General features: G+C 61.4%; 18 protein-coding genes and 1 pseudogene. 8 read left to right on the forward strand and 11 right to left on the reverse strand.

The window, feature by feature from the left end; genetic code table 11:
- Positions 1-381: 381 nt before the first annotated feature.
- The 4 genes and pseudogenes from garD to FNL56_RS20365 all read right to left on the reverse strand — a co-directional run bounded on the left by garD (position 382) and on the right by FNL56_RS20365 (position 4,589).
- Complete coding sequence (gene garD, locus FNL56_RS20350) at positions 382-1,929, reverse strand: galactarate dehydratase (protein WP_143574774.1); 1,548 nt, start codon at positions 1,927-1,929, stop codon at positions 382-384.
- A gap of 99 nt (positions 1,930-2,028) precedes the next feature.
- A complete protein-coding gene (locus FNL56_RS20355) occupies positions 2,029-3,306 on the reverse strand; it encodes a glycerate kinase type-2 family protein (RefSeq protein ID WP_143574775.1) in 1,278 nt (425 codons plus the stop codon).
- A gap of 20 nt (positions 3,307-3,326) precedes the next feature.
- Positions 3,327-4,217, reverse strand: a pseudogene (locus tag FNL56_RS20360) (2-hydroxy-3-oxopropionate reductase).
- A gap of 75 nt (positions 4,218-4,292) precedes the next feature.
- Positions 4,293-4,589, reverse strand: coding sequence for an aldolase/citrate lyase family protein (locus tag FNL56_RS20365; protein ID WP_210245416.1), 297 nt, complete (start codon positions 4,587-4,589; stop codon positions 4,293-4,295).
- A 198-nt stretch (positions 4,590-4,787) separates the two neighbouring features.
- Here FNL56_RS20365 and FNL56_RS28635 point away from each other — a divergent pair, with 198 nt between their 5' ends.
- Complete coding sequence (locus FNL56_RS28635; protein ID WP_256365911.1) at positions 4,788-4,913, forward strand: hypothetical protein; 126 nt, start codon at positions 4,788-4,790, stop codon at positions 4,911-4,913.
- Positions 4,914-4,995: 82 nt separating this feature from the next.
- Here the strand turns inward: FNL56_RS28635 and FNL56_RS20370 are convergent, their stop codons facing one another.
- The 4 genes from FNL56_RS20370 to FNL56_RS20385 all read right to left on the reverse strand — a co-directional run bounded on the left by FNL56_RS20370 (position 4,996) and on the right by FNL56_RS20385 (position 9,954).
- Positions 4,996-6,204: an alpha/beta hydrolase family protein gene (locus tag FNL56_RS20370; protein WP_143574776.1), complete on the reverse strand. Its 1,209-nt coding sequence runs from the start codon at positions 6,202-6,204 to the stop codon at positions 4,996-4,998.
- Between the two features lie 130 nt (positions 6,205-6,334).
- On the reverse strand, positions 6,335-7,504 hold the full coding sequence (locus FNL56_RS20375) for a muconate/chloromuconate family cycloisomerase (RefSeq protein WP_143578614.1): 1,170 nt from the start codon (positions 7,502-7,504) through the stop codon (positions 6,335-6,337).
- Positions 7,505-7,575: 71 nt separating this feature from the next.
- Positions 7,576-8,781 carry an ABC transporter substrate-binding protein gene (locus FNL56_RS20380; RefSeq protein WP_143574777.1) on the reverse strand — a complete coding sequence of 402 codons (1,206 nt, stop codon included), beginning with the start codon at positions 8,779-8,781 and terminating at the stop codon, positions 7,576-7,578.
- A gap of 78 nt (positions 8,782-8,859) precedes the next feature.
- The gene (locus tag FNL56_RS20385) at positions 8,860-9,954 is read right to left on the reverse strand and encodes a Bug family tripartite tricarboxylate transporter substrate binding protein (RefSeq protein ID WP_143574778.1); all 1,095 of its coding nucleotides are present in this window, start codon (positions 9,952-9,954) and stop codon (positions 8,860-8,862) included.
- A gap of 43 nt (positions 9,955-9,997) precedes the next feature.
- Here FNL56_RS20385 and FNL56_RS20390 point away from each other — a divergent pair, with 43 nt between their 5' ends.
- Complete coding sequence (locus tag FNL56_RS20390; protein ID WP_143574779.1) at positions 9,998-10,909, forward strand: LysR substrate-binding domain-containing protein; 912 nt, start codon at positions 9,998-10,000, stop codon at positions 10,907-10,909.
- Positions 10,910-10,977: 68 nt separating this feature from the next.
- Here the strand turns inward: FNL56_RS20390 and FNL56_RS20395 are convergent, their stop codons facing one another.
- The 3 genes from FNL56_RS20395 to FNL56_RS20405 form a co-directional block, all read right to left on the reverse strand.
- On the reverse strand, positions 10,978-12,297 hold the full coding sequence (locus tag FNL56_RS20395) for a UDP-glucose dehydrogenase family protein (RefSeq protein WP_143574780.1): 1,320 nt from the start codon (positions 12,295-12,297) through the stop codon (positions 10,978-10,980).
- Between the two features lie 75 nt (positions 12,298-12,372).
- Positions 12,373-13,164, reverse strand: coding sequence for an FkbM family methyltransferase (locus tag FNL56_RS20400; protein ID WP_143574781.1), 792 nt, complete (start codon positions 13,162-13,164; stop codon positions 12,373-12,375).
- Between the two features lie 304 nt (positions 13,165-13,468).
- Positions 13,469-14,050 (reverse strand): sugar transferase, encoded by a 582-nt coding sequence (locus FNL56_RS20405; RefSeq protein ID WP_246661020.1) that lies wholly within the window; start codon positions 14,048-14,050, stop codon positions 13,469-13,471.
- A gap of 590 nt (positions 14,051-14,640) precedes the next feature.
- Between FNL56_RS20405 and FNL56_RS20410 the strand changes: the two genes are divergently transcribed.
- The 6 genes from FNL56_RS20410 to FNL56_RS20435 all read left to right on the forward strand — a co-directional run bounded on the left by FNL56_RS20410 (position 14,641) and on the right by FNL56_RS20435 (position 22,523).
- Positions 14,641-15,369 (forward strand): metallophosphoesterase family protein, encoded by a 729-nt coding sequence (locus FNL56_RS20410; RefSeq protein ID WP_143578227.1) that lies wholly within the window; start codon positions 14,641-14,643, stop codon positions 15,367-15,369.
- Positions 15,370-15,476: 107 nt separating this feature from the next.
- Positions 15,477-16,058, forward strand: coding sequence for a polysaccharide biosynthesis/export family protein (locus tag FNL56_RS20415; protein ID WP_246661595.1), 582 nt, complete (start codon positions 15,477-15,479; stop codon positions 16,056-16,058).
- A 283-nt stretch (positions 16,059-16,341) separates the two neighbouring features.
- Positions 16,342-17,757: an outer membrane beta-barrel protein gene (locus FNL56_RS20420; protein WP_143574784.1), complete on the forward strand. Its 1,416-nt coding sequence runs from the start codon at positions 16,342-16,344 to the stop codon at positions 17,755-17,757.
- A complete protein-coding gene (locus tag FNL56_RS20425) occupies positions 17,738-20,050 on the forward strand; it encodes a GumC family protein (RefSeq protein ID WP_143574785.1) in 2,313 nt (770 codons plus the stop codon). The genes FNL56_RS20420 and FNL56_RS20425 overlap by 20 nt, the downstream gene beginning before the upstream one ends.
- Complete coding sequence (locus FNL56_RS20430; RefSeq protein ID WP_210245417.1) at positions 20,047-21,414, forward strand: VpsF family polysaccharide biosynthesis protein; 1,368 nt, start codon at positions 20,047-20,049, stop codon at positions 21,412-21,414. The genes FNL56_RS20425 and FNL56_RS20430 overlap by 4 nt, the downstream gene beginning before the upstream one ends.
- Positions 21,415-21,434: 20 nt before the next feature.
- Complete coding sequence (locus FNL56_RS20435; RefSeq protein WP_143574786.1) at positions 21,435-22,523, forward strand: glycosyltransferase; 1,089 nt, start codon at positions 21,435-21,437, stop codon at positions 22,521-22,523.
- Positions 22,524-22,527 lie beyond the last annotated feature (4 nt).

The following is a 22,527-nucleotide window of genomic DNA, read 5'->3' on the forward strand; positions in this document are numbered from 1 at the left end:
TCCTTCTGCGCATCGTCGTGCGCCGGCGACGGTTGAGTTTCTCGGCCAAGAGGAGCCGCGAACGATAGTTTCGGAAATGCGGTGGAAAATGCGCGCTGGCTCCAATGCGGCCGGTCCGGCGGAAAGATTCGACCAAACAGACGAACAGGCTCACCAGCAACGCCCCGCGCGGAGCACGATGACAGCGAGCCATTCGCACGAGGTCGCGGCTGCTCGTCATCCGATGTCTACACGACGCAGGCTTTGTGCCTATTGATCCGCCCTTGCAAACGCGGGCGAGAAAATCCCGCTTTGCCTTCGGCATTCGTTGGATCGATGACGCCTAAACGCAAAACGGGCAGCCCAAGGGCCGCCCGCTTCATGCTTGATCGGTTGCGCCGCTCAGGTCACCGGGCCGGGATTGAACAAAGTGAGGCTGTTGTGAATACCCCACTTGTCGGACCAGACTTTCGTGCGTCCGCTGGCGACGTCGAGAATTAGTTTGAACAGGTCCCAACCGGTTTCCTCGATCGTCTTCTCGCCGGTGGCGATGCGGCCGGCGTCGAAATCGACCAGATCCTTCCAGCGGTTGGCCAGCTCGGTACGCGTGGCCACCTTGATCACCGGTGCGGCGGCCAGGCCATAGGGCGTGCCGCGTCCGCTGGTGAACACCTGCAGCGTCATGCCGGAGGCGAGTTGCAGCGTGCCGCAGATGAAGTCGCTGGCGGGCGTCGCCGCGAAGGTCATGCCCGCCTTTCGGATGCGCTCGCCGGGTGACAGCACGTCGACGATGGCGGTCGAGCCGGACTTGACGATCGAGCCGAGCGACTTCTCGACGATGTTGGCGAGGCCGCCCTTCTTGTTGCCGGGCGTCGTGTTGGCGCTGCGGTCGACCTCCCCCTTTGCCAGGTAATCGTCATACCATTTCATCTCGCGGATGAGCGCTCGGCCGACCTCCTCGTCGATGGCGCGGCGCGTCAGCAGATGAATTGCATCGCGCACCTCGGTCACTTCTGAGAACATCACTTTGGCGCCGGCGCGCACCAACAGATCGGCGGCAAAGCCGACGGCCGGATTGGCCGTGACGCCGGAAAATGCATCAGAGCCGCCGCACTGAAGGCCGACGATCAGATCCGAAGCGGGACAGGTCTCGCGTTGGCGCTTGTTGAGAACTTCGAGCCGCGCTTCGGCCATTGCCATGATCGAATCGACAATGGCAGTAAAGCCATCGAACGCTTCGTCCTGCATGCGGACGATGCTGCCATCCGTATCCAGCGGTAGCAGGCGCTCCGGCGCCAGCTTCTCGCAGCCGAGGCTGACGACCATCGCTTCGCCGCCGAAATTCGCGTTCTTCGCGATGTTCTGCAGGGTACGGATCGGCACGATCGCCATCGGCGCATTGATGGCGACGCCACAGCCGTAATTGTGCGAGAGTGCGACGACATCATCCACATTCGGATACTTCGGAAGCAGTTCCTCCTTGATCCGCTTGACCGCATAATCGACGGTGCCGGCAACGCATTGCACGCTCATGCTGATCGCCAGCACGTTCTTGGTGCCAACCGAACCGTCGGGATTGCGGAAGCCCTCGAAGGTGTAGCCCTCGAGCGGCGGCTGCGCCGCGGGCACCGCGGTGGCGAGTTCGAGGTGATCAAGTTCGCGCGCCTCCGGCATGGAGATGCGGGACTCGTCGACCCATTCGCCGGCGAAAATCGGGCGGATCGCGGTGCCGATGATTTCGTTGTAGCGGCGGACCGCATCGCCTTCGGCGATGTCGACCAGCGCGACCTTGTGACCCTGTGGAACGAAATCACGCAGCTCCAGGCCATCCGGAAAACGCGTCTTCGCCGGCAAGCCGAAATCATTGACGACGATCGCCACGTTGTCGCGGGGGTCGATCCTGATGTAGCGGGGCGTCGCCAGTTCGTCTGGATTCACGGCTTTGGTCATATCAATAGCCTCCATCTTCAGTTCAGCTCGCCACCCCTGCTCGCGCACTCTCGAAACATTTCGAGAGCGGCCGGCCTGCGCGGTTGGCTCACATACGCATCACTTCGTGTCCGGTCGGCCTATGATGACCGCGCGGAAATCGTTGACATTGGTCAGCGTCGGCCCGGTGACGACGGCGTCACCGAGCGCGCCGAAAAAACCGTGACCGTCATTGTCGGCGAGCGCCTGCCTCGGCTTGATGCCGGCAGCCGAGGCGCGCGCGAGCGTATCCGGCGTCAGGATCGCGCCGGCGGTTTCTTCGATGCCATCGACGCCGTCGGTGTCGCCGGCCAGCGCCCAGATGTCGGCCAGCCCGTCGAGGGTCACGCCAAACGACAGCAGAAATTCAACATTGCGGCCGCCGCGCCCATGGCCGCGGACCGTCACCGTCGTCTCGCCGCCGGACAATAGCACGCAGGGCGCTTTGAAGGGTTGGCCGCGCTTCGCGACCTGCTTGACGATGCCGGCCAATACCGTGCCTACGTCCCCTGCTTCGCCTTCGATGGAATCGCCCAGAATATGCACCGGCATGCCGGCTTCGCGCGCCACGGCGGCGGCGGCTTCCAAAGCCATCTGCGGCGTCGCGATCAGATGGGTCTCAACGCCGGCGATCAGCGGATCGGCCGGCTTCACCGTTTCGCCGCGGCCGCTCTCCAGCGTGTCGCGAACGGCGGCCGGCAGGTCGATGCCGTAACGCGTAACGATGGCGAGCGCATCGGCGCAGGTCGTTACGTCGGCGACAGTTGGACCGGAAGCGATGTCGGCCTCGACGTCGCCGGGCACGTCCGAGATCAGCAGCGTCACCACCTTGGCTGGATAGGCCAACGCGGCAAGACGGCCGCCCTTGATGTCCGACAGATGGCGGCGGACGCAGTTCATTTCCGAGATGGTCGCGCCCGACTTCAGCAGCGCGCGGTTGACCGCCTGCTTGTCTTCCAGGGTGATGCCTTCGGCCGGCAGTGCCAGCAGCGAGGAGCCGCCACCGGAGATCAGACACAGCACGGTGTCACCCGGCCCCGCCGCCACCGCGATGTCGCGGATCCGCTTTGCGGCCGCGAGGCCGGCAGCATCGGGAACCGGATGCGAGGCTTCGACGATCTCGATCCGCTCGCACGGGACGGCATAGCCGTAGCGGGTGACGACCAGCCCGGACATTTCGCCGGACCAATGATCTTCGACCGCACGCGCCATTGCGGCGGACGCCTTGCCGGCGCCGAGGACGATCAATCGTCCTTTCGGCGTTTTAGGCAGATGAGGCGGGATGCAATGCGACGGCTGGGCCGCCTCGATCGCCGCATCAAACATCTGTCGCAACAGGGCACGTGGGTCGAAGCTCATGGTGTCGTCTTTCGTGGAGATCAGGCTTTCTGGCCGATCTCGAAGTTGGCCAGCAATTCGAGCGCCTTGACCATACCCGAATGGTCCCAGGCACTGCCACCGTTGGCGGCGCAGGAGTTGAAGAGTTCCTGACATGTCGCGGGTTTGGGCAGCGAAATGCCCATTTGGCGTGCGGCGGTCAGGGCGAGGTTGAGGTCCTTTTGGTGCCGGGCAATCCGGAAGCCCGGGTCGAAGGTCCGTTTGACCATGCGATCGCCATGTACTTCAAGAATTTTGGACGACGCAAAGCCGCCCATCAGCGCCTGGCGCACGCGCGCCGAATCCGCGCCCGCCTTGGAGGCGAACAGCAGCGCCTCGCCCACCGCCTCGATGGTCATCGCAACGATCATCTGGTTGGCGACCTTGGCGGTCTGGCCGGCACCGGCGCCGCCTACCAGCGTGATGTTCTTGCCCATCAGTTCGAACAGCGGCTTGACGATCTCGAACACCTCGTCCTTGCCACCGACCATGATGGAGAGCGTGGCCGCCTTGGGGCCAACTTCGCCGCCCGATACCGGCGCATCGACATATTCACAGCCGAGCGCTTCGATCCTGGCGGCATATTCCTTGGTCTCGATCGGCGAGATGGAGCTCATGTCGACGACGATCTTGCCCTTCGACAGGCCTTCAGCGGCGCCGTTTTTGCCGAACAGCACAGCACCGACATGCGGGGTATCCGGCACCATCACGAAGAAGATGTCGCACGCCTTGGCGACGTCTTTGCTGGAATCGCACTTGACGAGGCCCTTGGCGAGCAGTTCGGCCGGCAGATCCTTCTGGTCATAGGCGAACACCTAGTGACCAGCGGTGATGAGATGGCCCGCCATCGGCGTGCCCATGATGCCGAGACCGACGAAACCTAGCTTGCTCATGATATAACTCCTTCAGGATGATAGTCGCGACCGCTGTTGGTCGGTCTGGTGCAAGAAAGTGACCCAGCGCCCGGATCAGAGATATTTGTCGTGCAGCGCCTGGGTGGCACCGCGGAACGCGCCTAAGTCGCTGCCGACGCCGACAAATGTGACGCCCAGTTCCAGATAGTGGCGGGCATCGGCTTCGACAGGCGCGAGAATGCCGCTCGACTTGCCATGACGGGCAGCCGCCTCAAATATGCGCTGCATCGCAGCCTGCACGTCGGGATGTCCGGGATTGCCGAAATGGCCGAGCGTGGCGGCCAGATCGGACGGCCCGACGAACAGGCAATCCACCCCGTCGATCGCGGCGATCTCGTCGGCCGCATCCAATCTGGTTCTCGATCTGTACGAGCAGGGCGATGTTGTCGTTGATGACCTCGAAGTAATTCTTCACCGTCGCGTAGTGGTTCGACCGCTGCGACACCGAAACGCCGCGTACGCCCTTCGGATGCCATCGCGATTTCGACCACGCGCGAATTATAGATCAATGTTCACACCGACCTGCAATTCGTCCCGCAGATCCGGGCAGTGTCGAGCTTTCTGAAGGCAACCTTCAAGGCGGACCCGATCATGCAGGCCGACACTTCGGGGCGCAAACTGCTTGAGGCGCTGCTGGAAGCTGACGGCCATATCGCCACCGCCCACGGCACCTAGAAAACAGTTCAGGGCGGCGGCGCGTGCCCCGCTTTCCCGCACGCAACCGATTGACGTGCGGCGCCTGCGGGAGCCGCCCGCTTCACTTGCTGTCGAACCACGCCTTCCATTGCGGCACGGCGGTCGCGAATGTCCCACGGTGGGTGGTGGGGCCGGTGGAAACCGCCTCGACCTGCAGATTGCCGCTGCCGATCGCGCGCTGATAGGTCATTGCCAATTGACCAAGACCGACGCTGATGACCTCGTCGCTCTCCCCGAAATAGTTGCGCACCGGGGTCTTGATCACCCAGCGATACGAATTGGCCGCCGCCACCAGCCGGCCATAGGCGGAGGCGGCAAAGTACTGCGAATCGAAATATTCGGGGCGGATCAATTTGTGCAGGTCGGTCGGGACATCGGCGGCATTGTAGGGCTGACGCTGATAGGCCTTGCGGGAAATTTCATAGGCGTCGTCATTGATCAGCGCGCGCGCCAGCCCGGGAATTCCGTAATAATTCTCGAACGAGAATGCCGACAGGATGAACAGCGTGGTCACCCAACTCGCATCGTTCTTGCGCGGGAAGTTGAGGAAGCCGTTCAGCGCCACGGAGACATCGACGGGCGCGCTCGCGGTCGCCGTGGCCACGACAGCCACGCCGGTGCTCTCCAGCTTCTCCAGAAGCGCCATGGTGACGAAGCCGCCCTGCGACCAGCCGGCGAGATACAGCTTTGGCGCGCCAAGCTTCATCTGGTCGAGCACGGCACGGCCGGCCTGCAGCATGTCGGCCGTCGCCTGCTGGTGGCTTCGCTTGACCATGTAGCCTTCCGGCTCGGTTGACGCCCCCATGCCGAAATAATCGGCGCCGATCACGATGCGGCCCTGCCCCGCGAATTGCGCAATCATCAATTGCGTTTCGGGCGACTGCTCCGGATAGGACGGCACCTCCTGCTTGCCGTACACCGTGCCGTGTTGATACGACACCAGCGGAAACGACGTGCCCGCAATATCAGGGATCGCGAGCAACCCGGTAGCGGTGATCGGCTTGTTGTCGCGCTCCGGCACCACCGATGAATAGGTCACGCGATACAATTTCACCGCGTTGGTCGCAGGCGTGTAGGTCACCGGAATGCCGGAGAATTTTGGCGTATCGACGGTGAGGATCTGATTGAGGCGGTTGACGTCCCAGCGATCGAGATATTCGTAGCTCACGCCCGAGGTGACCTGCAACGGCCCCTGCTGCTGGGCGCTTGCGGGCGACCAAATGAGCGCTGCGCCCGCCAACACGAAGGCGATCCGAACGAGAACTTTCATCGCTAATCCCTGCCGAGCAATATCCGCGCGAGCGCGCATCCCGGGCGACGGCCCTCAGAGGGATTTAGCAGTGGCCGGTAAAGAAAGTTCCAACTCTGCCGCACGGATCACGCGCGGCAGGCAGCGGCAATCAGGCTCGCGCGATTTTGCTCGCCAAGCCTGGGCGATCCGCGGAGCCATCGCGGCGGAAGAAGGCCACGCGGTCCATGTCGAGCTCCACACCAATGCCTGGCCCCGTCGGAACTTCGAGCGCGAAATCGGCATAGCGCAGCGGCGTGGCGAGAATTTCTTCCGTCAAGAGAAGCGGTCCGAACAGCTCCGTTCCCCACGCCAGTTTGGGAAGCACCGAAAAGGCCTGCGCCGACGCAGCCGTGCCCACCCCGCCTTCGAGCATCGTCCCGCCATAGAGACCAATGCCGGCCGCCTCGCCGATCGCGGCCATCTTGACCGCATCATACAGGCCACCGGCCTGGTTGATCTTCAAAGCGAACACGTCCGCAACGCCGCGCTGGGCGACGTCAAATGCATCCCTGACGCCATGCAGAGCTTCATCGGCCATGATCGCGACCGAAAAGCGGCCGCTGAGGCGTGCCTGTGCACCCCGATCGTCGCGCGAGAGCGGCTGCTCGATCAGATCCACACCGGCGGCTTCCAGCGCGGGAATTCCGCGCCGCGCCTCGACTTCGCTCCATGCCTGGTTGACATCGACGCGCACACTGGCGCGGTCGCCGAGGGCTCGCTTGATGGCGGCGACATGTGCGACATCGTCGTTGACCGACCGCAGCCCGATCTTGAGCTTGAAGATATTGTGCCGGCGCGCATCCAGCATGCGCTCGGCTTCCTCGATATCGCGCGCGGTGTCTCCGCTGGCCAGCGTCCAGGCGACCGGCAGCGAGGCATGCTGCCGCCCGCCCAATAGTTCGGATACCGGAAGATCGAGCCGTTTGCCGAGCGCGTCGAGCAGCGCCGTTTCTACGGCGCAGGTCGCAAAGCGATTGCCTTTGACCCGCTGCTTGACCTGGCTCATCAGCGCTGCCACGCGCGAGGCGTCCGCCCCGAGAATAGCCGGAGCGATATAGGTATCCACGGTCAGCTTGATACCTTCGGGGCTTTCCTCGCCGTAGCTGAGACCGCCGATCGTGGTGCCTTCGCCAATTCCAACAGTACCGTCCGAGCAACGGATAATGACCAGCACCAGCGTCTGGCTGTTCATCGTATGCATCGACAGCCGATGCGGGCGGATGGTCGGCACATCGACGAGGATGGTTTCGACCGCATCCACCCTTGCCGTTACTGGCATAGTCATGATCGCCTCTGCTGTCGTGCTGGAACGGACGGCGGAACCATCAAGGAATCCGCCGCCTGCTCTGCTTACTTCTTGACCAACGGACAACGCGATGCCGACAGCGGCTGGAACGCGTCTTCACCGCTGATGGTCGCCAGCAGCTTGTAGTCGTCCCAGCGCGCCTTGGACTCCGACGGTTTTTTCACTTCAAAAAGATACATGTCGTGCATCATGCGGCCGTCTTCGCGAATCCGGCCGTTCTTCGCGAACATGTCGTTGATCGGCGTTTCCTTCATAACCTTCATGACGGCCGCCGCATCCGTCGTACCGGCCTTCTTGACGGCGTTCAGATAGGTCAGCACCGACGAGTAGACGCCGGCCTGTGCCGACGTCGGCGCGCGCTTGGTGCGCTTCATGAATCGCGTCGTAAACGCGCGCGTCTCATCGTTCAGATCCCAATAGAAGGCTTCGGCGAGCAACAGCCCTTGCGCCGTTTCCAGTCCCACGCTGTCGATGTCGGAGATGAAAGCCAGCAGTGGCGACATCTTCTGCCCGGACTGGGTCAAACCGAATTCCGCCGCCTGCTTGATCGCATTGATCGTGTCGCCACCCGCGTTGGCCAGACCGACCACCTTGGCCTTCGAGCTCTGCGCCTGCAGCAGGAAGGACGAGAAGTCCGACGTGTTGATCGGATGCCTGACTTGGCCCACGACCTTGCCACCGGCCTTGGTGACGACACTGGACGTGTCGCGCTCGAGTTCCTGGCCGAAAGCGTAATCGGCCGTCAGGAAGAACCAGGTGTCGAGGCCACGTTTGACGGTAGCAAGACCGGTTACGCTGGCAAGCGCATAGGTGTCGTAGGTGTAATGGACGACATACGGACCGCAAGCCTCGTTCGTGAGACGCACGGCGCCTGGACCGTTGAACATGATGATCTTGTTGCGAGCCTTGGCCATCTCTGCCGCGGCAAGCGCCGTCGCCGAGCCGGCCACGTCGACGATGGCCTCGACACCCTGATTATCGAGCATTTCACGCGTGAAATTCGCGGCGAGGTCTGCCTTGTTGAGATGATCCACCACGACCATCTGAACCTTGCGGCCGAGAACCTCACCGCCGAAATCCTCGATGGCCATCTTGGCGGCCGCCTCGCTGCCGGGCCCGGTGATGTCGGCGAACAGTCCGGACATGTCGAGGACCGCCCCGATCTTCAGCGCTCCGTCATTCTGGGCCGATGCGACTGGGCACGCCAAGGTCAGAGCGGCGAGCACCAGACCTGAAACTACCTTCTTCACTTTATTCTCCCTGGCCTTCTTTGCGAGGCCGCTAACGATGATCGAAGTCCCGAAATTGCGATTGAGATCGTGGCTGGCTCACTGGCTTCCGCGGACGCCGGCGGCATCCACGATCTGCTTCCAGCTGGCGTTTTCCCGGCCCAGATGATCGGCCAGTTCCTGGCGCGTTGATGCGATCACGCGACCGCTGACCTCGGCGAAGCGACGCCGGACGTCAGGATCGGCCAGGACCTTCCGCAGGTCCGCGCTGATGCGGTCGGCCAGTTCAGGCGGCATTCCGCCGGGCCCGAAGATGGCCCACCAATTGCCGAGTTCGAAGCCGGGCACGCCGGATTCATCGATCGTCGGCACATCCGGCAAGGCCGCGACGCGCTGTTTGGTCGTCACTGCGATGGCACGGAGGCTGCCGCCCTGAACCTGCGGCAGCGCAGTCGATGCATTGTCGAACATCACATCGATGCGACCCGACATGAGATCCGTCAGCGCCGGCGACGAGCCGCGATACGGCACATGGGTGAGCTCGATGCCCGCCTTCTGCCGGAACAGCTCCGCCGCCAGATGAAGCGATGAGCCGATGCCGGCCGAGCCATAGGTGGCGCCGCCCGAGCCGGCCTTCTCTTTGGCAAACCCAATGAGGTCACGGACGTTCTTGATCGGCGACGACGGCGCGACGAGCACGATGTTGGGCGTTTCCAGTGCCAGGGTCAGCGGCGTCAGGTCCTTCAGCGGATCGTACGGCATGGACTTGAACAGCCACGGATTTGCCGCAACGGCGATCGAGCCGAGCACGAGCGTGTAACCGTCGGGCGCGCTCTTGGCCGCAGCGCCCACGCCGATATTGGAACCCGCGCCGCCACGATTTTCGACCACGACCTGCTGCCCATAGAGCTGGCCCAGTTTCTCGCCGATCGTCCGGCCGATGATGTCCGCCGCGCCGCCGGCGGCGAAGGGAACGATCAACAGGATCGGTTTGGTGGGATATTCGAGCGCTGCGCCGGGCGCCGCGCCGGCGAAGGCCAGCGAGCCTGCCAGTATCGCGGGGACTGCCCCGGAGACGAAAAAGCGTCGAGAAATCATGGGCTCATGCCCTCCCTGCCGAAAGTCGAAAACGACGTCTGCCGCTGCCGCTGTTTGATTGGCCGGGACGGTGCCATGGCCGGAGCAATAGGCCAATACACTTGAAACTATTGATCCGATCGGTAATTGTAATCGCGCAATGGATCCCAGGCGCCTCAATTACTTTCTTGCGGTAGCCGCGCATGGCCGGATGGCAAAAGCGGCGGACGCGCTCGGCGTAGCCCAGCCAACGCTCTCGCAGCAAATTCGCGCGCTCGAACAAGATCTGGGCACCGTGCTGTTCGATCGGACCCCGCAGGGCATGCAACTGACCGAGACCGGGCGCACCCTGCGCGAGCATGCGCAACGGCTGATGGTGCAGACGCAAGCCGCACGGACCGCGATCGCCGAGCTCGAAGGCGGCATGACCGGAACTCTCCGCGTGGGAGTCATCCACACCTACAGCACCGCCTTTCTGCCAAAGATGATTGCGAGCTTGAGCCGTCAATATCCGGGCGTCCGGCTCAACGTGGAAGTGGGAAGTGCGTTTGATGTCGAGCGGCGGATCCTGTCGGGCCATCTCGATCTGGCGATCGCGTTTGATCCGCCACAATATTCGGAACTGGGAGTCGAGCGCCTTTTCGAAGAGCGTCTCGTTCTGGTCCGCGCAAAAACACGCGAACGACCGACGCAGACCTCCGTCCCGTTCGCCTCGTTAAGCGGTCAACCGCTTGCGCTGTTGAAGACCACGTTCGCGACGCGTCGTCTTCTCGACGAGTCGCTCCCCGAAGGCATGGTGCTCGACATCCGCGTCGAGATGGACGCGGTCGAGGCGCTGATCGAGTTGGCCAGATCCGGCGGACCACCGACCATCCTGGCCGATCGCAGCCTGACCGGCAGGCGCGATCTCGACATCCTGCCGATCAGCCCGCCCTGGATCCGTCGCTACGGAGCCATTCTCTGGGACGCACATCGCTACCAGACCGCCGCCGCACGCGCCTTCATGCGGATCGCTAGCGAAACAACGCGGACGATGCGAGGCCCCGAACCTTCCATTGCCGCCGAAACCTGACCGCTCCAGATGGGCATCGACGCAGGCATACGGATTCCACTGACGCGGCCGACCGTAAAGGACAGTTTTCAGTACGCAGGCGAGTTCGACCGGCCGACGCCGCAATACAAGAATCCATTTCGCGTGACCTCCTCGGGCGAATAGATATTCCGGAGATCAACGATCACCGAGCATACCATGAGCGACGCGAGTTGCTTGAAATCCAGTGCCCGGAATTGCTCCCATTCAGTGACGATCACCAGCGCGTGGCTGCCTTTGGCGCATTCATAGGCATTGTCGCAAAAGGTCACATTCTCGAAGACCTTTTTGGCTTCGTCCATGCCAACCGGATCGTAGATGCGCACGATTGCGCCCATGTCCTGAAGTGCCGTGATCAGCGGAATGGACGGCGCATCGCGCATGTCGTCGGTATCCGGCTTGAACGTCACACCCAGGACAGCAATGGATTTGCCGCGGATATTGCCGCCGAAGGCACCAGCCACCTTGCGCGCCATCGCTCTTTTGCGCTGCTCGTTTACAGCGACGACTGTCTCGATAATGCGCAATGGCGCCTCGTTGTCCTGTCCCGTCTTGATCAGCGCCAAGGCGTCTTTTGGAAAACACGACCCGCCGAAGCCCGGCCCCGCATGGAGAAATTTCATACCGATGCGATTGTCGAGCCCAATCCCCCGTGCCACTTCCTGCACGTTGGCGCCGACCTTCTCGGCAAGGTCGGCGATCTCGTTGATAAAGGCCACCTTGGTCGCAAGAAAGGAATTGGCCGCGTATTTTGTCAGTTCCGCCGTTCGCCGATCCGTAAACAGAATTGGCGATTTGTTGAGATGAAGCGGGCGATAGACCTCAGCCATGACGCTGCGCGCGCGCGCGTCAGTGGTGCCAATCACGATGCGATCCGGATGCTTGAAGTCCCGGATTGCCGCTCCTTCACGGAGAAATTCCGGATTCGACACTACCGCAATGTTTTTTTCCGGGTTTTTTTCTCGAATGATCTGCTCGACTTCGTCGCCGGTTCCTACAGGCACGGTCGACTTGGTCACCACAATCGTTGCTTCCGAAAGAAAGCCGGCGATCTCGTCGGTCGCCGCAAAGACGTAGGAAAGGTCCGCATGACCATCGCCGCGGCGCGACGGCGTCCCGACCGCGATAAACACGACTTCGGCGGCCTCGACCGCCGACTTCATGTCATTGACGAAACGAAGCCTACCCTGTGCAATATTTGCCGTCACCAGATCCGCAAGCCCCGGTTCATGAATCGGAATCTTTCCAAGGTTGAGTGCGGCAATCTTCACCGGATCATTGTCGACGCAGACCACATGATGTCCGAAATCGGCGAAACACGCACCCGATACGAGGCCGACATAGCCGGCACCGACAATTGCAATCTGCATTCGTAGTCCTGTCTTAAGAAGTGTGTCGCCGCGCTGACGCGACCTTGCGTTCCGCGGATTTGTTGAACCTGCGACTTAACTGGACAGGATGAACTGGCCGTCGAGATGATGGGGAAAGAAGAAGAAGTTATTGACATAGGACCGACCGTCGAGGCGGCCGCCATTGGGCATCAGCGCCGTGACATTCTGCAACTGGTCTGTCTTGAACTGATCCACGGGGACGATCTGCCGGCCCTTCAGAAAGTAGCCCCGGTACGCTCTTTCCCGAAAGAAATCGAACACCAGCCGGGTTGCCTCCGGTCGATGCCGGTCCTCAGCTTCCACGAGAAAGACCGGCTGACAGCGATCGATCAGGCTGGTGGCGCCGTTGAGAACGTTCAACTCATGGCCTTCAACGTCAATTTTCACGAATGCCACATCGATGTCGACGATCGTGTCGAGGCGGGCCGTCCGGACGTTGAGCGAAGCGAGCGATCTACCGGATGCATCGATCTGGGGCTCGAGCGATGCCAGGCCGTGCACCGATCCCGATTCGTCCTGGGGAATAAACAACTCGCCCTCTCCATTCTCATCAGAAAGCGCGATCTCGTGGACCGTCACATTCGACGCCGACGTCCGACGAAGGAAATGCGCCATATCGTGGGACGGTTCAAACGCATAAACCTGCTTCGACAACCGCGCCAGCCGCTGCGTATACAATCCGAGGTTGGCTCCGACATCGACGGTCAACGCTCCGCGCGGCACGATTTTTTCGAGATACTGCAATTCCCGTTCCGCCGATTTGGGGCGGCGCGCAAAATGCCACTGCAGCCAGATCGACGGAAACTCCTGTTTCAGAAATGCTTTCGCGCGTTGCACGGTATTCATCTCAACCACCTTGCTTAAGAGTATTGCCGTATACGGCTTTAGTTTTCTTGACGGACAGCAGGCTTTGCCTGTCGTCGATCGTCAATCACTCGGATCTGAGAACAACAGGGCCGCCACCCGCGGTGCGGTCTGTTGCAGCAGCATTCGGTCACCGAGAAGAGACAAGTTGCTTCAAGGCAGGTTTCGCGGGAGAGCGGCCACAGCCGGAATCTCTTGCCGCCTGATCACAGCACTGCAACGATACGTGCATGCACCTTCGTCAATGCTTGCACTCCTGCGTCGGATGAATTGCCGATGTGGTTGTTCAAAACCCGCTCCCCGACAGAAATTCGCGGCGAACGGTCTTTACGATGATCATGATATCCATGCGGAGTGACCATTTCTCGATGTAGTCCAGGTCGTATTCGATCCGGGAAATGGCCAGTGCCGGCTCGACGGTGCTGCCTCGACAACCGCTGACCTGGGCGAGGCCCGTAATTCCCGGTCGGGCGGTGTGCCTCTGGAAATAATACGGGACGAGATCCTCGTAAGGCACATTGGCGGCAAGCATTCCGGGAACGTGGGGCCGCGGTCCGACCAGCGACATGTCGCCCTTGATGACATTCAGAAGCTGCGGAATTTCGTCGAGGCTGGTCTTCCTCAAAATGCGTCCCACAGCCGTAATTCGCGAGTCGTCCTGCACCGTCTGCTTGATACCTGCGGCATCTCCGGCATCGCTGCGCATCGAGCGGAACTTGTAGATCTTGAAAGACCGGTTGCGGTAGCCGTAGCGATACTGATGAAACAGCACGGGCCCCGGCGACGTCACCTTTATGGCGATCGCCACCGCGATCCACAACGGTGCGAAAAACAGCAACGCCGCGCTGGCCGCAACCGTATCGAGCACGCGTTTTCCGATCGAGGTCGACGGCTCGGCTCGCGTCGACCGTCGCCTGGTGCGCTGGCCGATATGGCCGGCATATTCAAGCGGCCGCACCGAGATCGTATGCCGTTTCTTCCATCGCGATGCAGGACTATTCTGATTGAATCCGGAAACTGTTAATGTCGACACCATTGCGCGCCTTCTGTTCAAGGTCGGAAACGCTGGGAGCCGAAGCACTCACAGCGTCGTTACGCAGCGTTGTCCCTCGGGACGCCGCGCATTTTTTGCAAAGGGACATTCTGTTGATGCACTGGCGAAGCACACCAGGCATCTCATGTGATCGAACATTTCCTAACTTGATGAGCGAAATGCGGCGCTGCGGTGAAGACAGAGGCCTTATTGTTTACACTGCAGATCGGATCATGATCGCAATGCGAGATTGGTTAAATGCAAAGAATGGGTTACGACCCAGCCGATTTTTTTGCGCCTCGTTTTTTTGAGATCGGTTGCACGAGTCGCTGCCGCGCAACTCTCGGCTTTTCAGAAAGACTACTTAAGATTCCGGATCGTGTGAACGATTGACGGCAGGACCGATCCGTGTCGAGTGTTTCGCGATGCATCAGCAAGACCCCACCATCCGCCCCCCTCGCCCCGCGCTTCCGCCGGAAACACGCATCTACGCTGTCGGCGATATTCACGGTTGCGCGGATCTTCTCGCGGAGATAGTCGCCCGCATCGATGACGACTTGCAACGCAGGCCGGTCCGTCATTCTGCCGAAGTTTATCTTGGCGATTACATCGACCGTGGCCCCGATTCCTGCGGTGTCATCGATCAGCTCACCATTCGACTGGTGCGAAACCGTGCAATATGCCTGCGCGGTAACCATGAAGCCATGCTGGAATCATTCCTGCATGATCCCGCTGCGCTACCAGACTGGCTGCCGCTCGGCGCACGGCAGACGTTGGCCTCCTATGGCATTTCTACGTCCGAACATCCGGCACCGCGCGACTTGCATCGACAATTGCGCGATGTTCTTCCGCGGACCCACCAGCTTTTCCTGCAATGTCTGCGCAACAGCTATTGCTGCGGAGACTTTTTCTTCGCCCATGCGGGCGTCCGGCCTAACGTGGTATTGGAATTGCAGGCAGCCGAGGACTTGATCTGGATCCGTGACGATTTCCTTAACGCGACGCAACGCCACGAAAAGTATATCGTGCACGGTCATACGCCGGTGCCGCATCCCGACATCCGCAGCAACCGCATCAACATCGATACCGGCGCTTGGCGATCCGGCGTGCTGACCTGCATTGCGATCGAGGGCGAAGAGATCGTGGTGCTCTAGCGCAAGTGCGGCCGCCGTTTGTGCGCCACATGCTTTCGCCTTGTTGGTCGCCTAGCTTGCGGCAGTCATCACCGGCCACACTGAGGTCGATAAGCAGGCAGGACCCCATGATGTTGCAACGATCACTCGGCGTCGCCGGGTTGTGCTTGATACTGACGTCCATGCCAGGAGGCTTGCGTCTCTCAACCCCGGCTATGGCACAGAGCAAGCAAGCAGCCGAAGCGACATCGGCAAGCTACACCCTTGCACCGACTGACAGAATTCGCCTGAAAGTGTACGGCGAAGCCGATATCAGCGGGGAGTATGAGATCGACAGCAGCGGCTACGCATCGATTCCATTGGCGGGGCGAATTCGGGCAGGAGGCCTGACGACCGGACAGCTGGAACGCTCGATCACGGCGGCATTGTCGAAGGGGATCGTGCGAGATCCGCGCGTCAATATCGAGATGGCGCTGTATCGCCCCTATTATATCCTTGGCGAAGTGAAGAAGGCCGGCGAATATCCGTACCGCATCGGCATGACCATTCTCGATGCGGTTGCAAGCGCCGGCGGCCTCAGCTATCGCGCTAATGAAAACAAGGTGTTCTTGCGCCGATCCGGCGGCAACACGGAAGAGGTGTATCCGCTCGATGCCCCGGTCCGGGTGTTTCCGGGCGACAACATCCGGATTCCGGAGCGCTACTTCTAGGCATCGCTGCACGCACGACCGATGACCTTCAAGATGTGCAACCCCTTGCCCCCATTCATCTCGCCATAGTCTGGTCTCTTTGCGATGGGTATGTTGCTGCAGCGCAGAAGCGCAGTTCGATACGAACGTACATCATGGACGGCTCTGTGTTCGACAAGCGCGTCACCTCCACCACTCCGTTGATTCTCGACATCGGCGCAGGCTCGCGTTCCTGCGGGCAGCGTTGTGATGTTTGAAGGCGATCAGGCTGCAAGCGCGATCCGCTTCGCACAAGGGAAACTGGATGAATCGTGCGTTGAAATGCCCGAACGCTTTATTCGCTCGTGAAGAAGCGACGCGTCCGGCAGTCTCGCGCTGCCGCGGGATTCGACTCGCAACAAGCTCAACCGCGATCGCCATCGGCCTCGCTTCACCATCTGCCGCCCAGGTCATTCCGTCAACGTTCCAGGTCGTCGCGGCTCCCTGGAATGCGCAGAAAGTATTCGAGCCATCGGTCCTGCCGGATCTCACGCCGACGGATACACGCGATGCGGTACAGCCCGAAGACATGCCTGTAAAGCAACGGCAGCAACCCGGCTATGAGCCCGTCGGCATTCGCTACGGCTCCTGGATGTTCAATCCGCAGCTGATGTCCGGTACTTTCTATGACAGCAACGTCTTTTCGTCGAACACCGACAAGCGCGCAGACATCGCCGCCGTCATCGCGCCGTCGTTGCGGGCGCATACCCTTTGGGAACGACACGGCATCGATATCAAGTTGGACACGGCATCGACGATCTATCGTGACAATTCCAGCCTCGACCAGACCGACGCCAGCCTAAAGGGGAATGCCTGGTACGATGTCTCGCACGATCTAGCCGTCCTGACGAGTTTCCAGATCGCGCATCTGAACGAAGGCGTCGGGACATTGAGTTCGCCCACCAACGCCGTTTCGCCGACGCCCTATAACCTGTTCTCAGGCGACGTCAGTGTCCGCAAGGAGTGGAACAGGCTGGCAGCATCGGCCGGCATCAGCGTCAGCTCCTACGATTACGGCCAAAGCCGCGCGCAAGACGGCACGATTATCAGCCAGGACGGTCGCGACGGGCAGATCTACGCGGTGCACGGCAGGATGGACTACGCGTTTTCGCCCATTCTCGGCTGGTTCGCAGGCATCGAAGGCAACCAGCGCAGCATCCGCGGCACACCGGAACGATCGCTGGATTCCCAGGGCTATCGCGCGTTGTCCGGCATCACCATCGGCCTGACGCACCTGCTCAGCGGCGAAATCGGCGGTGGCTATGCGCGGCAGGAGTTCAGCGATGCCACCATCGGTGTGATCGAGGGCCCGTCCTATCGCGCGCAGTTAACGTATCGGCCGACCAAGCTGCTCGATCTCCACTTCAAGGCCGAACAGATCGTCACGGAAACCTCCGCCACAAGTTCGGCCGGCGTGCAGGCCAATGCCCTTCAGGTGGGTGCCGACTACGAATTGCGTCGCAACGTCATTCTGTCGCTGGCTGGCACCTACGAGAAAGATCGCTTCTTCGGTCAGGATCGCAAGGACACGGTCGTCACCTCCGATGCCCGCGTCAAATATCTGCTCAACCGGTTTGTCACGATGTCAGCTTACCACCGCTACACCGACCGCAGCAGCGACGTCTCGGCCTTCAGCTACGACAAACATCAGGTGGGGATTAATGTTACAGCGCAATTCTGAGCTGTCGTATCTGGCGCCCGACGAGGCGCCCGCGACATTCACTGAACCATCATCGGCACCGGCGGTCGATCTGCGCGAGATGGGCCGCATCCTGCGTCGGCGCTGGAAAACGGTCGCGTTGCTGCCGCTGATCCTGATGTCGCTCGCCGTGGCCTACATCATGAGCGTAGACACGCTCTACACGGCGACATCCACAGTCCTGGTCGATCCGCGCCGCGCCAATGTTGTCGAGACGAACCAGGCCGTGCTGTCGAATTTCGGCACAGATGACGCCACGATCGAGAGCCAGACGTTGCTGATCCAGTCCGTCGCTATCCTGCAGCGGGTCGTCGATAAGCTCAAGCTCACCGAGGACCCGGAGTTCACGCCGCAGCCCGGCCTGCTCGATCCCGTCAAGCGCCTGTTCAGCAGCAGCGTGCCTGTGGCGGGCTCCAATGCCGCAGACACCGCGCGGTCGCGATCGGTCGAAATTCTTCAGCGCCGCATGAAGGTGACGCGGCAAGGCACCACCTTCCTGGTCGACATCAACGTCAGCTCCGAGGTGCCGCAAAAATCTGCCGCGATCGCCAATGCCATTGCCGAAGGCTATTTCGAAGAGCAGGTTCGCGCCAAATATGACGCGACGCGGATCGCGGCCAACTGGCTCAACAGCCAGATCGAAACATTGAAATCGCGTGTCGGCACGTCGGAACAATCGGTCGAAGACTATCGCACGGCCAATAACCTCGCAGTGTCGCAGGGCGTCACGGTGAACGACCAGCAGATCACCGATCTCAACAACAAGCTAATCTCTGCACGCGTGCAGACGGCAGAGGCACGCGCCAAGTTCGACCAGGTGCAGGAGTTGACCAGATCCCGCGCCGATCCCGGCGGCATCAATGCGGTGATCTCCTCGGAGATGATTTCCAAGCTTCGTACGCAATATGCCGACATCGCCAAGAACAGCGCCGACCTGTCCAGCAAATACGGCCCGCGTCATCCACTCGTCGCCAATTCGCGCGCGCAGCTGGCCGACACCCAGCGGCTGATCAACGACGAGATCCAGCGCATCCTGCAAAGCACGCGGCATGACTACGATATCGCGCTGTCACGCGAGAACTCGCTGAAGGAAAGCTTCGACAAGCTGCAGGGCGTGTCGAGCCAGTCCGGCCAGGCCCAGGTGCGACTGCACGAGTTACAGCGCGAGGCCGAGGCAAACCGGACGCTCTATGAATCCTATCTGGCGCGTTACAAAGAGGCATCGGCGCAGGAAAGCCTGGAAATGCCGGATTCACGCGTGGTCACCAAGGCCAGCATCCCAATCGGGCCTTCGTCGCCGAAATCCAAGCTTATTCTCGGCCTTGCCATGATGCTCGGCCTCGGCGCCGGCACGGTTCTGGCGTTTCTCCTCGATTATCTCGATGGGCGCGTGAAGACGCTGGAACAGGCCGAACAGATTTCCGGTTTGCCGGCGCTGGCCGCCCTGCCCTTGATCGGGGTGCGCGAACTCGCAGGCCGCGCCAAACGCGGACGTAGCGATCTCGGCAGTTACGATCCCCGCACAATGCGGCTGCTGCCGCCGTCCTTGCAGCCGCCACTGATGCGTTATGCTATTGAAGAGCCAGGCACTTTCTTCGCCGAAGCGATCCGCGCAGTACGCCTCTCGATCCAGCGAACGCTGCGGATCGAACCGATCAAGATCATCGTGGTGACATCCGCACTCGATGGCGAAGGCAAGACCACCCTCGCCGCCAATCTGGCGCTGTCACTGGCCACGCTCGGGATCCGTACCCTGCTCATCGACGGCGATCTGCGCAATCCCGGCCTGACGCGCGCGTTGTGCCCTCATGCCGACGTCGGCCTGTTACAAGTCGCGATGGGAGAGACGTCGCTCGACCAGGCCCTGCTGGTCGATCCCAGCACCGGCCTTTCCATTCTTCCGGCGCCGGCGGAAAAGGACGAGAATTTCATTACGGAGCTGATGTTTTCCGACCGCATCGCCGATCTGATGGACCATCTGCGGCAACGCTACGAACTGATCATCATCGACTCGCCGCCGCTGGTCCCCTTGGTGGACGGCCGCGCGTTGGCCGAACTGGCCGATCGTATCGTGCTTGCACTGGCCTGGAACCAGACACCGCAGGAGGTGGTGACCCACACCATGAACCTGCTGGCGCCAGTCTATGACCGCATGCTCGGCACGGTGTTGACGCAGGTCGATCTCAACAAGCTTCAGTTCTACGACTACTATCGTAGTTCGGCCTATCTGAAGCCCTACGGAACCGCGGCCGCTGCGGCAAGCGTCGCACGATGATGGCATCGCGGCATCTCCACGGATCGGGCACGCCATATCGTCGCGCAGCGGGTACGGCAAACCGCGCGCCGATCACAGCGACCCAGCTGGTCGATGCAGCGATCGCCGCGCTGATGCTGGTGGCGGTGATCTCGATGTTCACGGTGTCCTCAGCGATGCTGACGAACTGGAAAATCCATTACATGACCAATGGCGGCGGATTCTACGAGAAACTGCATCCCGCCACTTATGCGGTGTTCGGGGCGTCGTTCCTGCTGCTGGTCCGCAACGCAGATCCATTTGCGGAGATTAACCGGACACTGTCGCAGTCGAAACTGGTGCTGGTCTATCTGTTCTGCTGGCTTTGCCTGCTGGTGCAGATGTTCGTGCTGCAACGCCCGTTCACGGTGATCATCGACACATTTCTGCTGCCCGTTGTCCTGTGTCTGGTGATCTGGCGGCTTTCGGGCCGGCACAGGGCATGGCTGGTGTGGGCGGTCCACGCCGCGATCCTGCTGAACGTCATGCTCGGCTATTATGAATATTTTTCCGGTCATCGCCTGATTCCCCTCACGCTCGGCAGCGTGCTGGTGCTCGGTGAATGGCGCGCGTCGGCATTTCTGGGCCACCCGCTGACGGCATCCGGCGTCGTCGCCGCTTACGTGCTGGCGCTGGTGCTGCGTCCGGCACTATGTCCCGTGATCGCGATCCGCTTGCCCCTGATCACCATCTGCCTGGGCTCGCTGATGGCTTTCGGCGGCCGCACGGCCCTGATCACGGTTCTGGCGATCCTTGGCTGTCTGGCGCTGGTCGAAGCCTTCAAACTGTTTCGCGGCAAGCGGGTATCGCTGCTCGTGGCTATCACGGCGATGTGCCTGCTGTTCGTCGCCATCGGCGGCATCTTCGCCGCGCTGGACCTCGGCATCTTCGACAAGATGCTGCTGCGGTTTTCCTCGGACAAGGGCAGTACGCTGGCGCGATATGCGACGTTCAATCTGCTGTCGCATTTTGACTGGCAGGAGTTGACGCTCGGTCCAGATCCGGTCCGGGTAAATGCGCTGCAGTCGCAGCTTGGCCTGAACTACGGCATCGAAAATTTCTGGGTTTCGAGCATCGTCCAGTTCGGCCTCGTTCACACCGCGTTGCTGACAATCGGGCTCGTCTGCTTCTTCATCGAAATTCTCAGACGGTCGAGCCTCGCCGCCTGGGCGATCGTCCTGCTGATCCTGATGGTCGCAGCAAGTTCGGTGAGCTTCTCATCGAAGAACATCCAGCTCACCCAGTTTGTCGTTCTGATCACGCTGTTGCTGCCACGCGAGCCGCAACGGCGTCCGAACCAGACGCGCCGCCTTCCTGACGCAAGACACGGGCTTATTCCGGCGTAACGCCGAGACCAGGACACTGCATGGCAATCTATGTCGACCACACCCATCTGGGACGTCACGTCACCGGGCTCGAACGCATCACGCAAGAGCTGTTCTCGCGCGAAGCGCTGGCGCCGCTTAATGTGGTGCCGGTGACGTCGCATGGCACGGCACAGATGGTGGCGACGCAAACTTTCCGACTGCCATGGCGCCTCGCCATGTCGTCCTCGATCCTGCTATGCCCGGGATTTCCGCCGAGCCCGCTGCTGCGTCCGTTCGCATCGCGCGTGCTGCCTTACATGCATGACGACTTTCTGCTGACGCGCCGCGCCGACCTCAACGCCCGCGCCCGGCTCTACATGGCGGCACCGTTCAAGCTGGCGCTGCAGCATTATCCACGTTTCCTCACCAATTCCGACGACACCCGACGCAAACTGTCGGCACACTGCCGGAGCGATGCCACGATCAGCCTGTACCGACCGCCGATCCGCAACGTCTTCGATCTGCAGTCCAGGCATCGCGCCGGACGTGACGCACGGCCGCGACCCCTGCGGCTGGTCACACTCGGAACTGTGGAACCGCGCAAGAATTTTGTCGCGGCTGCCAAACTCGTTGAAGCGTTGCGTGCTCTGGGATTTCCCGGCGCCACTCTCGACATTGTCGGACGGCAAGGCTGGGGCGACGATTGGCACAGACTGAAAAGCAGCAACGGCGTGACCCTGCACGGCTACCAGCCGACGGAACGCGTCAGGGACATCCTCGACGCCGCCGACGCCTTCATCTGCACATCGCACGACGAAGGCCTCGGCCTGCCGCTGCTCGAAGCGCAATATGGCGGCCTGCCGATCATCGCCCCGGACGCGCCGGTGTTCCGCGAGGTGCTGGACGAGTCCGGCATTTTCATAGCGCCGTCCGATCCAGCCGCCGCGGCTGCACAGATCGTTGCGACCCTGACGTCGGCTGCATGGCGCGCGGAGTATGTGACGCTAGCCGCACAAAACCTGCAGCGCTGGAACATGCTGGCGGCATCGGACCGCGACAATGTCATCGAACTGATCTCGGAACTGGCACGGCGCCAGCCTTCAGCAGCACCGCCGGTTTCCCGCCCTTCCAGCGCCAGACCAGGATAATTGT

The sequence above is a fragment of the Tardiphaga sp. vice304 genome (genome assembly GCF_007018905.1).
Taxonomy (GTDB): domain Bacteria; phylum Pseudomonadota; class Alphaproteobacteria; order Rhizobiales; family Xanthobacteraceae; genus Tardiphaga.